This window comes from Novosphingobium sp. EMRT-2, assembly GCF_005145025.1.
Taxonomy (GTDB): Bacteria; Pseudomonadota; Alphaproteobacteria; order Sphingomonadales; family Sphingomonadaceae; genus Novosphingobium.
In genome coordinates this window covers 298,105-312,917 of record NZ_CP039697.1, presented here as the reverse complement: position 1 = coordinate 312,917, position 14,813 = coordinate 298,105, and the positions used below count along the sequence as shown (strand labels likewise).

At 68.3% G+C, this 14,813-nt stretch carries 14 protein-coding genes; 12 read left to right on the top strand and 2 right to left on the bottom strand.

Going from position 1 to position 14,813, the window contains the following annotated elements:
* The first annotated feature begins 48 nt into the window (after nucleotides 1-48).
* The 9 genes from FA702_RS19530 (at nucleotide 49) to FA702_RS19490 (ending at nucleotide 8,550) form a co-directional block, all read left to right on the top strand.
* A complete protein-coding gene (locus FA702_RS19530; protein ID WP_136957771.1) occupies nucleotides 49-1,197 on the top strand; it encodes an amidase in 1,149 nt (382 codons plus the stop codon).
* Nucleotides 1,197-2,354 carry an acyl-CoA dehydrogenase family protein gene (locus FA702_RS19525; RefSeq protein WP_136957770.1) on the top strand — a complete coding sequence of 386 codons (1,158 nt, stop codon included), beginning with the start codon at nucleotides 1,197-1,199 and terminating at the stop codon, nucleotides 2,352-2,354. Before FA702_RS19530 ends, FA702_RS19525 begins: the two co-directional genes overlap by 1 nt.
* A gap of 37 nt (nucleotides 2,355-2,391) precedes the next feature.
* Nucleotides 2,392-2,751 carry a hypothetical protein gene (locus tag FA702_RS19520; RefSeq protein WP_136957769.1) on the top strand — a complete coding sequence of 120 codons (360 nt, stop codon included), beginning with the start codon at nucleotides 2,392-2,394 and terminating at the stop codon, nucleotides 2,749-2,751.
* A gap of 42 nt (nucleotides 2,752-2,793) precedes the next feature.
* Entirely contained in the window at nucleotides 2,794-4,047 is a 1,254-nt protein-coding gene (locus tag FA702_RS19515) for a Rieske 2Fe-2S domain-containing protein (protein WP_136957768.1), read from the top strand.
* Nucleotides 4,044-4,553 (top strand): aromatic-ring-hydroxylating dioxygenase subunit beta, encoded by a 510-nt coding sequence (locus FA702_RS19510; protein WP_136957767.1) that lies wholly within the window; start codon nucleotides 4,044-4,046, stop codon nucleotides 4,551-4,553. The genes FA702_RS19515 and FA702_RS19510 overlap by 4 nt, the downstream gene beginning before the upstream one ends.
* The gene (locus FA702_RS19505) at nucleotides 4,550-5,293 is read left to right on the top strand and encodes an SDR family NAD(P)-dependent oxidoreductase (protein ID WP_255504902.1); all 744 of its coding nucleotides are present in this window, start codon (nucleotides 4,550-4,552) and stop codon (nucleotides 5,291-5,293) included. Before FA702_RS19510 ends, FA702_RS19505 begins: the two co-directional genes overlap by 4 nt.
* Before the next feature lie 88 nt (nucleotides 5,294-5,381).
* On the top strand, nucleotides 5,382-6,071 hold the full coding sequence (locus tag FA702_RS19500) for a L,D-transpeptidase family protein (RefSeq protein WP_136957766.1): 690 nt from the start codon (nucleotides 5,382-5,384) through the stop codon (nucleotides 6,069-6,071).
* A 44-nt stretch (nucleotides 6,072-6,115) separates the two neighbouring features.
* Nucleotides 6,116-6,568, top strand: a complete 453-nt coding sequence (locus FA702_RS19495; RefSeq protein WP_124808571.1) for a MarR family winged helix-turn-helix transcriptional regulator — start codon at nucleotides 6,116-6,118, stop codon at nucleotides 6,566-6,568.
* Between the two features lie 86 nt (nucleotides 6,569-6,654).
* A complete protein-coding gene (locus tag FA702_RS19490; protein WP_255504901.1) occupies nucleotides 6,655-8,550 on the top strand; it encodes an NAD(P)/FAD-dependent oxidoreductase in 1,896 nt (631 codons plus the stop codon).
* On the opposite strand, the gene FA702_RS19485 is transcribed toward FA702_RS19490, so the two are convergent.
* Entirely contained in the window at nucleotides 8,547-9,431 is an 885-nt protein-coding gene (locus FA702_RS19485; protein ID WP_136957765.1) for a LysR family transcriptional regulator, read from the bottom strand. The two genes, FA702_RS19490 and FA702_RS19485, sit on opposite strands and share 4 nt — an antisense overlap.
* 67 nt (nucleotides 9,432-9,498) lie before the next feature.
* Here FA702_RS19485 and FA702_RS19480 point away from each other — a divergent pair, with 67 nt between their 5' ends.
* Genes FA702_RS19480 through FA702_RS19470 form a run of 3 tightly spaced genes read left to right on the top strand, consistent with a single transcriptional unit; the run spans nucleotide 9,499 to nucleotide 13,945 of the window.
* A complete protein-coding gene (locus FA702_RS19480; RefSeq protein ID WP_136957764.1) occupies nucleotides 9,499-11,079 on the top strand; it encodes a glycerol-3-phosphate dehydrogenase/oxidase in 1,581 nt (526 codons plus the stop codon).
* A 39-nt stretch (nucleotides 11,080-11,118) separates the two neighbouring features.
* On the top strand, nucleotides 11,119-12,522 hold the full coding sequence (locus FA702_RS19475; protein ID WP_168196153.1) for an FAD-binding oxidoreductase: 1,404 nt from the start codon (nucleotides 11,119-11,121) through the stop codon (nucleotides 12,520-12,522).
* Nucleotides 12,515-13,945 (top strand): FGGY family carbohydrate kinase, encoded by a 1,431-nt coding sequence (locus tag FA702_RS19470; protein ID WP_136957762.1) that lies wholly within the window; start codon nucleotides 12,515-12,517, stop codon nucleotides 13,943-13,945. Before FA702_RS19475 ends, FA702_RS19470 begins: the two co-directional genes overlap by 8 nt.
* 21 nt (nucleotides 13,946-13,966) lie before the next feature.
* Here FA702_RS19470 and FA702_RS19465 read toward each other — a convergent pair whose 3' ends face one another.
* Nucleotides 13,967-14,806: a sugar phosphate isomerase/epimerase gene (locus FA702_RS19465; protein WP_136957761.1), complete on the bottom strand. Its 840-nt coding sequence runs from the start codon at nucleotides 14,804-14,806 to the stop codon at nucleotides 13,967-13,969.
* Between the last annotated feature and the right edge of the window lie 7 nt (nucleotides 14,807-14,813).

The window sequence follows — 14,813 nt, the reverse complement described above, 5'->3', positions numbered from 1 at the left end:
AAGTATCTAGGGTAAGCTCTTCGTCATAACGGGGAGAAACCGACGGACATGGCGGACGCCATCATCATTCAGGCGATGTCGCTTGGCGGCGACGGACTGCGGGTCGCGGTCAAGGATTCGCTTGACATCGCCGGCTATCCCACGCGGGGCGGCAGCGCCGCGCTGGCGGATGCCCCAGCCGCCGCGCGCCATGCCGATGTGGTGCAGGCCGTGCTCGATGCCGGTTGCCGGATCATCGGCAAGGCCAACATGCACGAGCTGGCCTATGGCGTGACCGGCGTAAACGGCTGGACCGGGACGCCCGCCAATCCTTTGTATCCCGGCCACGTCCCTGGCGGTTCCTCCAGCGGTTCGGCCGCGGCGGTCGCGGCCGGGCTGTGCGATTTCGCGCTGGGCACCGACACCGGCGGATCGATCCGCACGCCGGCCGCCTGCTGCGGCGTGTTCGGCCTCAAGCCCACGTTCGGACGGGTCAGCCGGCAGGGCGCGCACCCGGCGGTCTCCTCGCTTGATTGCGTCGGGCCGTTTGCCGGCAGCGTGGCGATGCTGGAGCGGGCGATGGCGATCATCGATCCCACGTTCCAGCCTGAGAAAACGCCGTCGGCCATCCGGCTGGGGCGCGTCTCCTGCGCCGCCGATCCGGCGGTCGCGCATGCTTTCGACGCGGCGATGGCCGGCACCGGCGCGCCCATTTCCGAGGTTGTGCTGCCGGGCATGGATGACGCGTTCGCCGCCAACATCGCCATCATTGGCGCGGAAACTTGGGCGGCGTTCGGTTCGCTTACGGTATCGCCAGACATGGGTGAGGACGTGCGCCAGCGCCTGCTCAACGCCAGCAAGGTGACGGCTGACGATCTGGCGAGGGCGGAGGACGTGCGCGCGCGGTTCCGGGCCGAAGTCGATGCCGCGCTGGAAGGTGTCGACGCGCTGGTGCTCCCGACCATGCCGGTATTCGTGCCGACGCTCGACGAAGCCGCCGACGCGGCCGCGATGCTCAAGCTGACCGCGCTGGTGCGGCAGTTCAACCTGTCCGGCCATCCCGCGCTGTCGATCCCCGTGGCGACGCTGGCCGGCCTTCCGATCGGCGTCCAGCTGGTTGGCCGCATCGGCGGGGATGCCGCGCTGTGTGCCGTGGCCCGCGCGCTGGCGCCGTCGCTGGACATTCCAACCTATCTGCAACGAGAGGAGCAGCCCTGATGAACGTGGCACTCGATGTCCGCAAGGACGTAAACGCGCTGGACCGCCTCTTGCTCGCGGTGCGCGAACAGCGCGAGACGTTTTCCGAAAACCAGCAGGTCAGCGCGGACGTGGTCCGCCTGATGCGCGAGGCCGGCCTCTATCGCGCCATGGTGGCAAAGCGCTTCGGCGGCGACGAGATGTCGCCCGCGAGCTTCCTGCGCCTGATCGAAACGATCAGCCAGGTCGATGGCTCGTCGGGCTGGGTCGCGAGCTTCGGCTTTTCGGCGGTCTATCTGTCGGCGCTGCCGCTGCCGACGCTCGAAAAGATGTATGCCAACGGGCCGGACGTGATCTTTGCCGGCGGTATCTATCCGCCGCAGCGCGCCGTGCCAGTCGATGGCGGGCTGGAAGTCTCCGGCCGCTGGTCGTGGGGCAGCGGCTCGACCGGGGCGGACCTGATCGGCGTGGGCATCAAGGTCGAAAACGGCGCGAACAGCGGCCCTTATGCGGGGCTTCCGCTGATCGCGGTGATGCCGGCGGACAAGGTCACGATCGAGCGCAACTGGGACGTCAACGGCCTCAAGGGCACCGGCAGCCATGACATGGTGGTCGACAAGGTGGTCGTGCCGGAGGAATGGACGTTCGTGCGCGGCGGCGCTTCGAGCCTCGATACGCCGCTCTACCGCTATCCCTCGATGCCGCTGGCGGCGCAGGTGCTGTCCGTGGTTGCGCTCGGCACCGCGCGCGGCGCGCTCGATTGCCTGATCGAGATGGCGGGCGGGCGCACCTCGATCACCGGGGCGCCCACGTTGGCGGACCGGGCCTATCTGCAGACCGACGTGGCCAAGGCCGAAGCCGCGCTGCGCTCCGCGCGGGCGTTCTTCTACGAGATCACCGAGGAAGCCTACGATACGCTGGTCGCCGGCGACGATCTCAGCATCGAAACACGCGCCCTGCTCCGCCTTGCCTCGACGCAGGCGGCGCGGGTGGGCGCCGACGTGGCGCAGGCGGTCTATCGCCTGAGCGGCACTACCGGCATCGCCACGAACCACCCCATCGCCCGCCACCTGCAGGACGCGATGGTCGTGCCCCAGCACGCGTTCCTCTCGGACGGCACCTGGCAGAATGCCGGCCGCGTGCTGCTGGGCCTCGACGCCCCCGCCGGTTTCCCGTGAGCACCTCCATTCCAGACCTTCAGCAAGGATCCCCGAAATGACCGATACCAAGCCCTCGCTTCGCGTCCTGTTCTGCGGCGCCGTGCTCCAGAACTTCTTCGATCTTCCCGCCGCCGAGATCGGCAAGGTCTGGCAGGCGACCGGCGAGATGCTGAAGGGCATCCGCGATCTGCCGGGCGTGACCGTGCTCGGCACGATCGACGACGATCAGACCATGGTCGGCACATCGCCCAACGGCTGGCCGTGGACGTTCTACATCCTCGCCGAAGTGCCCGATCGCGAGACGGTCGTCGCCGCCTGCAACCTGTTCCGCACGATCGAGGTCGGGGAACATCGCCTGTGGCGCTACATGCGCGTTGAAGCGCGGATCGGGCGCGAGCTGGTGATCCCGGCGTGACCTTTCGATCGATCCTTTGTTTCAGCCCGCAAGGAGGTCTGCATGACTGATCCAGCGAACACATTGGTGCGCGAAGACCGCGTGCACACCAGCCTCTATACCGATCCCGCGCTGTTCGATGCCGAGATGGACCGGATTTTCAAGAACAGCTGGGTCTGGGTGGCACACGCCAGCGAACTGCCCGGCCCAAATACGTTCAAGACCGCGCACGTCGGGGTGGAGCCGGTGATTGTCACGCGCGACAAGGCGGGCGAAGTCCACGTGCTGCTCAACCGCTGCCGCCACCGCGCGGCCAGCGTGTGCGAGAAGAAGAAGGGCAAGGCCTCGGTCTTCGTCTGTCCTTACCATGGCTGGAGCTATGCCCCCGACGGCGCCTTGCGCATGGTGCCGCACGTCAAGGGCTATCCCGCCGATTTCGACAAGGACGAGTTTCCGCTGCTGTCGCTGCGCACCGAAAGCTACAACGGCATGATCTACGCGACGTTCCGCGACGATATCATGCCGCTGGAAGAATGGCTCGGCCCGGCGCGCAAGTGGATCGACCTGTTCATGAAGCAGGGCGCGGGCTTCGGCGTGAAGGCGCTGGGCGAACATAAGTTCCGCTTCCCCGGCAACTGGAAGATCCAGCTCGAGAACACGACGGACGCCTATCACTTCCCGATCGTCCACAAGACCTTCCTCGACAGCCTGGACGAGGAAACCGAGGACGTGTTCGACGTGCTGGGGCAGGGCGGCTGGGTCGAGGACCTGGGCAATGGCCACTCGGTCATGGTCATGATCCCCGATCTCATCGATCTGGAAGACAACCTCGACGCGCCGATTCCCGAGCGCTTCGCCGCGCTGGCCGATGAATTGCGCGCCGACGGGCATGAAGAGGCGCTGGTGCGCAAGGTCGTGCGGGCCGTGGGTGGCACCGGATTCAACCTCAACATGTTCCCCAACATCGCCTGTTCGATGGCGTTCTTCCGCGTGTTGCGGCCGGTCAGCGTGGACGAGACCGAGATCCAGCACATCGCCATCGGCATGGACGGCGGCCCCGCGCCCGCCAACCGGATGCGCCTGCGGCTGCACGAGCATTTCCAGGGTCCGATGGGCTTCGGCACGCCCGACGATGCCGAAGGCTGGGAGCGCGTCCAGCGCGGCGCGCAGGCCGGGCAGGATGTGTGGATCATGGTCAATCGCGGCGTGGCCGCGCCCGATGGCGTGGCCGAGCCGGGCCATAACGCGGGCGACGTGTCTTCCGAAACGGGAATGCGCGCGGCCTACCGCATGTGGAAGAGGATGATGGAAGCATGAGCACTTCGGCAACCACCGCCACACTCACGGCGACTGCCGCGATCGGCCTTGACGAGGCCGCCGCCTTCATCTGGGCGGAAGGCGAACTGCTCGACCGGCTGGCCTACAAGGATTGGCTGCCGTTGTGGGCGTGCGGGCATTACGTGATCCCGATCGATCGCGACGCCAGCGATCCGGTCGATGCGCTGAACATCGCCTATGACGACGCGACGATGCGCGAGGCGCGGGTCAAGCGGCTGCTCTCGGGCTTCTCGATGTCGTCGGCCCCGCCGGCGCGGACGGTGCGTTCCGCCTCGCGCTTTGTGGTGGAAGACAGCGCGCCCGGCGCCCTGACCGTGCGCTGCGCGCAGATTCTTGTCGAATACAAGTATGGCCGCACCCGCACGCTGGCGGCGGACGTAACCTACCGGCTCGTCCGCACCGATGCGGGCCTCCGGATGGCGGGCAAGTCCATCCTCCTGCTCAATTCCGACGAGGATCTGTTTGGCATAGGATACCTGCTGTGAAGCGCGATACCGTACTGGTCACGGGCGGGGCGAGCGGCCTTGGCGCGGCGATCGCCCGGGAGTTCCACGCCGCCGGCTACAATGTCGGCATTGGCGATATCGACGCGGACGGCGCGGTGGCGCTGGCGCGCGATCTCGATGCCAGCGGCGAGACCGCGACGGGTATCGCGCTCGACGTGCGCGATCAGACCGCGTTCGAGGCGGCGCACGGCCTGCTCGCCGCGCGCTGGGGCAGCGTGGAAGCGCTGGTGAACAACGCCGCGCTGACCGTGGCCCGGCCCGTGCTCGACATCACGCCCGACGAATTCGATGCCGTGCTCGCGGTCAATCTGCGCGGCACCTTTGTCGGCAGCCAGGTGTTCGCGCGCGCGTTCAAGGCGGCGGGCTATGGCCGCATCGTCAATCTCGCCTCGCTGGCCGGGCAGAACGGCGGCACCGCCACCGGCGCGCATTATGCGGTGTCGAAAGGCGGGATCATCACGATGACCAAGGTGTTCGCGCGCGATCTCGCGCCGTTCGGGATCACGGTCAACGCGATCGCGCCCGGGCCGCTCGATACGCCCATGGTGCATCGCACGGTGCCGGCGGATCGCATGGCGCAGTTCCTGACCAACGTGCCCGTCGGCCAGATCGGCGATCCCGCTTTCATCGCGTCGATGGCGGTTCGCCTCTGCGCGCGCGATGCCACCTTCATCACCGGCGCCACCATCGACATCAACGGCGGCCTTTACATGCGGTGAGGATAGGCCGCCGGGGATTTCGTTCCGTGACGGTGCGAACGCCAACCTGCGGGTGACTCCGGTCCCCGGCATGGTTAACACACATGCCATGGTTACGACGGGGTTCCGATCTGCTGCGGCGCTGGCGCTGATCGCGCTTTCCTGCGCCGGCCCGTGTCTTGCCCAGACCATGCCGCAGACCCCATCGCTGCCCCCGCCGCCTTCCAGCGCTATCGTGGTTACCGCGCCGCCACCCGCGCCCGGCACGTATTGGCTGGACGAAGGGCCGTGGAGCGATCCGGTTCGCATCGTCGTCGGCCTGCGGCGGCAGACGCTGACGGTCTATGCCGGTGACCGGGTAATCGGCATGGCGTCCGTGTCCACGGGCAGGAAGGGACACAGCACGCCCGAAGGCGTGTACGCGATTCTGCAGAAGCAGAAATGGCACCGCTCCAACCTCTACAGCAACGCGCCCATGCCGTTCATGCAGCGGTTGACCTGGACCGGCATCGCCCTGCATGCCGGTCACAATCCGGGCCGGCCCGCCAGCCACGGGTGCATCCGCATGCCCTATGGTTTCGCCCGCGAACTGTACGACCTGACCCGGATCGGTTCGCAGGTGCGCGTCACGATGGACGATCTGGCGCCGGCACTGGCGGTCGATCCGGCCGCGTTCGATTTCGGCGTGGACGGCGAGGTCACCTTCCGCTTTGTCTCAGACACCGATGCCCCGCGCGCTCCGATGGAACGGATGGCCCCGGTCCTGGCCGTCGATCCCGGCATCTACAACCTCTATTGAGGCGGTCGTTGCAATCCGGCGCGCCGGGCGGCAAACGCGCGAGCATGACAGAGAGTTCGCCTGCTTCGCGCCCCGCGCATTTCGACCCGCGCGGCTGGCCGTTTTTCTGGATGACCCAGGCGGTGGGCCGCTACCTGCGCAAGCTGGAACAGCACCTGAAGCGCGAAGGGCTGGATGTCGCGCGCTGGCGCGTGCTGATGTCGGTCGGGAACCGCCAGCTTGGCGTGAGCGAGATCGCCGACCTCGCCATCGTGAAGCTGCCGACGATGCTCAAGCTGATCCAGCGCATGGAAGCGGATGGCCTGGTGCAATGCGCGCCGCGCGCGTCAGATGCGCGCTATACCGATGTTTCGCTGACGCCGGCGGGGCAGGAAGCGTGCGATCGGGCGTGGACCGTCGCCAACGCCATCTATCAGACCGTGTTTCACGACATTCCCGCTGAAGACGAGGCCCATCTCAACGATGTGTTGAAGCGGGTGTTCGAGCGGCTGGGATAGCCGGCCCAAACCCGGTCGCCCGATAAGAACTTGCCCGGAGCGGATTAAGCAGGCTTGATCCTCGCAGAGCTTGAGGGGGTATGGCGATGGGCGACGGCGAAGCGCGGCGGCTGGGGATGGATTTGCCCATCGCGCGCCGGGATTTCATGCAGGGCATGGCCGTGGCGACGGCGGTGGGTGCCATGCCGGCTGCCGCCTCCGGGCAGACGCTTGCGGTTGGCCTCGCGCCGGACGCAACATCCTATCCGCCTTTGCGCACCGGCCTGCGCGGACAGTATCCGGGCTCGTTCGAGGTCGCGCACCTGGCGCGCGATGGCGGTTTCACCGGCCCCATCGCGGCGGACGATACCGGCGAGCATTACGATCTGGTGGTGGTGGGCGGGGGCATATCGGGCCTTTCCGCCGCGTGGTTCTATCGCAAGGCGCTCGGGCCGGACGTGCGCGTGCTCGTGCTGGACAACCACGACGACTTCGGCGGCCATGCCAAGCGCAACGAGTTCCGGCACGAAGGACGCACGATCCTGGCCTATGGCGGCACGATGAGCATCGAGACGCCGTTTCCCTACAGCCATTCGTCCAAGGCGCTGCTGGGGGACCTCGGCGTGGTGCCATCGACGTATGTGCGCTACGACCGCTCGGCGCAGGTCTATGCCGGGCTGGGGCAGGGGGCGTTCTTCGACAAGGAGCATTTCGGCGCGGATCGTACCGTTGCAGGCATGAACCGCCGCCCGTGGCCGGAGTTCTTCGCCGCCGCGCCGCTGACGGCGGCGGTGCGCGCGGACCTGACCCGGCTCTATACCGACAAGGTCGATTACCTGCCCGCCCTCGCGCCCGAGGCGAAAGTCGCCGCACTCCAGCGCATGAGCTATGCCGATTTTCTGCTGAAGCACGCGCGGCTGCTGCCCGAAAGCCTGCCGTGGTTCGCCGGGATGGCTTTCCGCAACAACATGCGCGTCGATACCTGTCCCGCCTATACCGCCGCGCGCGGCGGCCGGTCGCCCGGTTTCGCGGGGATGGCGCTGCCGCATCCGATCGAGGCGGAGGCAGAGCATTTCCACTTTCCCGATGGCAACGCCTCGATCGCGCGCCTGCTGGTCAACCGCCTGGTTCCCGGTGTGTTCGGCCCCGCCGCGCTCGATCAGGAGACGATCGTGCGCGCGCCGGCCGACTATGCGGCGCTCGACCGGCCGGACAACAAGACGCGCGTGCGGCTGGGCAGCACGGCGATCCGCGTCGAGCATCTCGGCACGCCCACCGTGCTGACCGAGAAGGCGGTGCGGGTGGTCTATATGCAGGATGGCAAGCCCCGGTCGGTCACCGGCGCGAACGTGATCCTGGCCTGCTTCAACAACATCATCCCGCATATCGCGCCCGAATTGCCGGAGGAGCAGAAAGCGGCGCTGCGTTATCCGTCCAAGGTGCCAATGCAGTACACGAACGTCCTGCTGCGCGACTGGAAGGCGTGGAAGGCGCTGGGGGTGCGCTCGATCAGCGCGCCCAACGGCTATCACACCTCCGCCTCGCTCGACACGGCGATGGCGATCGGCGGCTATGCCAGCGCGACGGACCCGTCCGAACCGGTGGTGGTGCACATGGTGCGCAACCCCAACCAGCCGGGCCTGCCGCGCAAGGACCAGAACCGTGCCGGTCGCGCCGATATGCTGGCGACGCCGTTCGCGACGATCGAGCGGGAAATCCGCGCGCAGCTCCAGCGGATGCTGGGCGCGGGCGGGTTCGATGCCCGGCGCGACATCCTGGCGATCACGGTCAACCGCTGGCCGCATGGCTATGCCTACACCTACGACACGCTGGGCGATCCGGACATGCCCGATGCGCAGCGCCCGCATGTCATCGGTCGTCGCCCGCTGGGGCGCATCGCCATTGCCAATGCCGACGCCGGCGCGGCGGCGTTCACCAATGTCGCGATCGACGAGGCCGAGCGCGCGGTGCAGGAATGCCTGGTCAGTCGGGGGCTGACCTAGGCCGTACCCCGCAGGATGGTGACAAAGGCGGAAACCAGCGCGCTGCGGCTGCGGTTGCGCAGCAGGTGGATGGCGTCGCGCGTCTGTTCGCCCGCCGGCAGCGCCAGCGTGGCCAGTGTGCCGTCGGCGCAGGCGCGGGCGGCCAGCGATCGCGGCACGACGGTGATGGCCAGGCCGCTGCGCGCCATCTCGAGGCAGGCGACGGTGGAATCCAGTTCGTAATCGGGGAACAGCCCTGCGGCGAAGCGCGCGCGGAGGGCACGCGGGAAGTTGCTGCCCGGTGCGGGGCGGGGCAAGGCCCAGCGCCACGCCGCCGTATCGGGCCGTCCTTCAGTGGCCAGCAGGGGGTGATCCGCCCGGCAGACCACCACCAGGGGCTCGGACGGCAGGGGAATGCACAGCACCTCGTCGGCATGGCCCGATGTCGCGAACTTGGCGCGATCGCACACCACCAGATCGAGGCGCCGGTCCACCAGCGTTTCCAGCAGTTGCTCCGATGGCCCCCCGGTTACGGTGACGCGCACCGCCGGGTGATCGCGCGCGAAACGGATGATCGCATCGGTCAGCAGGGGTTGCAGGGGATAGGGGCCGGCGCCGATGCGTACGGTGCCGGTGGTCGGCTGCTTCAGGCCGCGCGCTTCCTGTTCGAGATTGGCGGCGGCGGCGATCACGTCGCGCGCGGAGCGGATCAGGCGTTCGGCGGCTCCGGTCGGCCGGACATAGTGCGTCGTGCGGTCGAACAGCGGGGCATCAAGCTCGCCTTCCAGCTTCTGGATCGATCGCGTCAGCGCCGACTGGGTCAGGCCAAGCTCGTCCGCCGCACGGGCGAAATTGCCGATGCGGTAGAGCGTTTCGAAATGGCGTAGCCGGCGCAGGTTCATCGATGGTCACCATATCATTCCTGTTTTGCATTACCAAGGCAGCAGACATTCGCATAGCGTACAGCGCATGAACGGCACCTCCCTTGACTCGCGGACGCGGCGCGCCACTTTCGAGCGGCTGGAAGCGGGCGTGTTCGATCTTGCGGTGATCGGCGGCGGCATCACCGGCGCGGGTATCGCCCGCGACGCGGCGATGCGCGGCCTTTCGGTGGCGCTGGTGGAAGCGCGCGATTACGCCAGCGGCACCAGCAGCCGCAGCTCCAAGATGATCCATGGCGGCTTGCGCTATCTGGCGCAGGGCGATGTGGCGCTGGTCAAGGAGGCGGCGTCGGAGCGGCAGATCCTGCGCCGCATCGCGCCGCATCTCGCACGACTGACGCCGTTCCTGATCCCCACCGTGTCGATGGCGATGGCGGCCAAGCTGCGCGCCGGGCTGTGGACGTTCGAAAAGCTGGGCGGCGTGCCCGAAGCCGAACGGCACGAGGCGATCGGCCTTGCGGAACTGCGCCGGCGCGAGCCGCTGATGCGCACCGACGGTCTCAATGGCGCGATCCTCTATCCCGAATTCCTGACCGATGACGCGCGGCTGGTGCTTGCCAATATCCGCGCCGCGCAGGCCGCAGGCGCGGTGGTCCTCAACTATGCGGCGGCGGCAGAGCTGACCGGCGACGGCGTCGTCGCGCGCTCCACGCTGGATGGCGAGGCGCTGGGCGCACGGGTCCGTGCGAAGCTGGTCGTGAACGCGGCGGGGGCATGGGTCGATCGCGTGCGGGCGCTGGAAGCGGGGGAGGGCGATACCCGCCTTTCGCTCAGCCGGGGCATCCATCTGGTGCTGCCCCGCGCGCGGGTTCCGGTCAACGCCACGCTGATCCTGCGCGCGCCGGACAAGCGGAGCATCTTTGCCGTGCCGCGCGGCGCGTTCACCTACATCGGCACGACCGACGTGTTTCACCACGGATCGGACTACTGGCCGGCGCCCGAACGGTCCGACATCGACTACCTGTTGCGCGCGACGGAGAAGGCGCTCGACATCGCGCCGATCGCGGATGGCGAGATCGAGGCGCTGTGGTCGGGCGTGCGGCCCTTGATCGCGCAGCCCGGCAAGAAGGCCAACGAGGTTTCGCGCAAGGACGAGATCTGGACGTCGCCCGGCGGGCTGGTCTCGATCGCGGGCGGCAAGCTCAGCGCCTATCGCGCGATGGCCGAGCGCGTGGTCGATCTGGTGGTCGAACGCACCGGAGCCGCCGCCCGCGCGTGCGCCACTGCGGACGTGCCGTTGCCCGGTGGCGAGGCGGCTCCCGATCTGGCGGGTATGGCGCCGGTCGCCGCCGAGCGGCTGACGGGGCTTTACGGCAGCGAGGCACAGGCGATCATCGTCGATGGCGCTGGCGTGGCGGCCGAGGCGCGCCGCGCGGTCACGCACGAAGGCGCGGCGACGCTGGAGGACTACTGGGTCCGCCGCAGCGCGCGCGCGTGGTTCGACCATGGCGCGGGGCTGGATGCGCTGGAGCCGGCAGCGGCGGCGATGGGCGCGCTGCTGGGATGGAGCGCGCAGGAACAGGCGGATCAGGTCGCCCGGTGCCGCGCGCTCGAACGGGACAGCCGGCGTCTGCTGGAAGCGGCGCCGGGAATGGAAATGCAAGCCTGACACGCATCGCGTGGCCAAGGTACAGGGAGAATGCAGGCAATGAAGGCGATCGGAGAAGCGCTGGTGAGCGCGCTGGGCAGCGACAAGGTGGCCAGCGATGGCGACGCGTTGAACGCGCGCCGTTACGATCAGTGGGCGGTCAAGCACTTGCGTGACTGGCGCGGGGAAGCGGTACCCGCGCCGGGCTGGATCGTGCGGCCCCGATCGGTCGAAGACGTGCAGAAGGTCGTGCGGCTGGCGAACGAGCATCGCGTGCCACTGATCCCCTATGGCCTGGGCAGCGGCGTCTGCGGCGGGATTGAACCGTCGCCGGATGCGATCCTGCTCGACATGGGCGCGATGAACAGGGTTCGCTTCATCGACAGCGACGATCTGCTGGCAAGCTTCGACGCCGGGCTGAACGGGATGGAGGCCGAGGAGGCGGTGGCGGCGCAGGGCCTCACCATCGGCCACTGGCCGCAGTCCATCGCCATCAGCAGCGTGGGCGGCTGGGTGTCGACGCGCGCTTCGGGCCAGTTCTCCACCGCCTATGGCAATATCGAGGACATTATCCATTCGATCGAGGCGGTGTTGCCCACGGGCGAGCTGGTCACGCTGGGCAAGGCGGTGCGCGCGGCGGCGGGGCCGGATCTCCGGCACCTGCTGATGGGCGCGGAAGGCACGATGGGCGTGGTTACCGGCGTCACGCTTTCGCTGCGTGCCAAGCCCGAACACCGCGGCTACAGTATCTTCTATGCCGATGACATGCAGGCCGGTTTCGAGGCGCAGCGCCGGATCATCCGCGCCGACTGGCGCCCGCCCGTCATGCGCCAGTACGATGGTCGCGAAGTCCGCCGCCTGTTCCGCGACTACGAACGCGGCGGCAAGGCCATGCTGCTGATGGTGCACGAAGGCCCGCAGGCGCGGATCGACGCTGAACTGGCGGCGATGCACGAGATCGCGGCCGCGTCCGGGCTGGAGGCGGGCGACCCCGCCGCCGCGCGGCAATGGATCGAACGGCGCAACCACGTGTCCAGCTGGCGCGAGATGTTCGAGCGCGGCTATATTGCCGACACGGTCGAGATTTCAGGCCGCTGGAGCGAAATCGGCGCGATCTATGATGATGCGATCGCCGCGCTGAACGCGCTTCCGGGGGTCGTGAACGCTTCGGCCCACAGCTCCCACGTCTATCGTTCGGGCATCAATCTCTATTTCAGCTTCGCCGCGACCTTCGACGATACGGCGCAGATGGAGCCGGCCTATTTCGCTGGCTGGCGCGCGATCATGGAAGCGACGGCACGGCATGGCGGCGGCGTTGCGCACCATCATGGTGCCGGGCGGTTGCGCAAGCCCTACCTGCACCACGATCTGGGGGATGAAGGCGTGGCGCTGTTGCGGCGCATCAAGGCGGCGCTCGATCCGCAGGGCATCATGAATCCCGGCAACCTGATCCCCGATGCCTGAACTGCTGCTGGCGCTCGATGCGGGAACCACCGGCGCCCGCGCCATGCTGGTCGATCCGGCCGGCGTGGTGCTGGGCATCGACAAGCGCCCGATCGCCAGCACCTATCCCGCCCCGGGTTTGGTCGAACAGGACGCGGCTGGTGTCTGGGACATATGTCGCGCGGTGATCGCGGGCGCGCTCGCGGCGGCGGGCCGCACGATCGCGGATGTCGCGGCCATCGGCGTCACCTCGCAGCGCGCCAGCGTGGTGGTGTGGGACCGGCACTCCGGCCGGCCCGCCGCGCCGATGCTGGTGTGGAGCGACCTGCGCGGCATGGATGCCTATCGCGACCTCCGCGCGGCGGGCTTCACCGCCTGGCCGCAAGTGCCTTCCGCCAAGCTTCCCGCCGCCATCGCGCTTTCCGGCAAGCCGGCGGCCGATCTCCAGTGGGGAACGCTCGATAGCTGGCTGGTCTATTGCCTGAGCGGCGGCGCGGCGCATGTGACCGACGTGTCCTGTGGCTGGATGACCGGCTATTTCGACTACGCCGGCGGCAGGCAGTGGAATACCGGCTTGCTGGACTATCAGCGGCTCCCCGAAAGCATGTTTCCGGCGCTGGTCGAAAGCTGGGGGCCGATTGCGCGGACCGCGCCGACCGTGCTGGGCGCGGCCGTGCCGGTCACCGCGCTCATCGCCGACCAGCAGGCGGGCATGGTGGCGCACGGCGCGCTCGAACGCGGGACGTGGAAGGTGACCTATGGCACGTCCGGCGTGCTGATGGCCAACACGGGCGATCAACCGATGGCGCCCCACTTCAGCATGCCGGCCGAAGCACTGGTTTTTGCCGGAGGCGAGCGGCTGTTCTGCATCGAGGGGATGGTCATCACGGCGGGATCGCTTGTCGAATGGATGTGCGGTGCGCTGGGGCTGTTCGCATCGCCCTCCGTCCTGGAGGCCGCCGCGGCCTCGGTCGCGGACAGTGGCGGCGTGATCGTGCGGCCTTCGCTGGCAGGCATGGGCGCACCCCACGGGCGCTTCGACGCGCGGGGGATGATCGCGGGGCTGAACCTTGGCAGCGGCCCGGCGCAAATCGCGCGTGCCGCGCTGCACGGAATCGCGCATCGCTTTCGCGATATTGCCGATGTGATCGAAAAGGCGCTGCCGGTGCCCGAAGCGCTGCCCGCCGATGGGGGACTTTCCGCCAGCGATACCTTGCTGCAGTTGCAGGCGGACACGCTCCAGCGCCGGGTGCGTCGCCATGCCGTGCCGGAGGGGACGGCCTATGGCGCGGCGCTGGCGGCCGGGCTGGGAGCGGGGCTGCTCGATGCGGCCGACCTGTCGGCCGTCGTGCGCTATGGCCGCGAATTCCACCCTGCGGTTACGCGGGATGAGGCCGACGCCGCTTACGCCGCATGGCGGGCGGCGGTCGACGTCGACGCGTGACGGATGGCCTTCGCCGCTGGATCAGGATGTGCCGTTGACCTCGCGCCAGAGCGTGCGCACCATGTCCTTCATCCGTTGCGCTTCGTCCCAGCGGTTGCCAAGCTCCGACCCGTCGGGCGCGGTGATCGCGTAGGGCGGCGGCCCCAGTTCGCACATGAAAGGGAGCGCTTCATCCGATCCGGCCTGTTCCAGCCACAGTTCGAAGCCCCGGCGCCACCAGGCGCAATGCTGGTCGCGCCAGGCGTGGTGCTGCGGCGCGTCGAAGGTGACCTGCACCTGATGCGTGGTGGAAATGCGGCCGTGGAAGTTGCGGCAATTGCGCAGGATGCGCTCGATCGCTGCCAGCTGGTCATCGCGCAGCGGCAGTTCCATTTCGCCCGCCACGGGATAGTGCGAAAGGTCGCCGGTCAACGGCAGGTCGGGCCGCGCTTCCAGCAGGCGCAGCGTGAACAGCAGGTCGTTGGTCAGCCGGCCCCGGTGCGTTTCGAACCACACCGGCAGCGGGGCGCTTTGCGCCAGCGGAACCAGGCTGTCGACCAGTGCGAGCGCATCGGACAGGTGGGCCACCGGCCCTGCAATCTGCACGTTGAGATGGTGCGCGCCCAGCCGGTGCGCTTCGGCGATGGCGGCGGCGAGCTGGTCCGCCGAATGCACCAGAACCTGCCCTTCCCAGGCCAGACCGCGCGGGTTCATCACCCGGACGACGCCGGCGGTCCGGGCCACGCGCACGATGTTTACGCCAACGCCATCGAACCCGGCGTCGATCACCCGTTCCAGCGCGCGGTCGAGCGCGTTTTCGATGTCGAAGCCCGGGCACTTGTCCAGCCCCCAGACAGACTGCAAGACCAGCAGGCGCGCCATGGTGTTC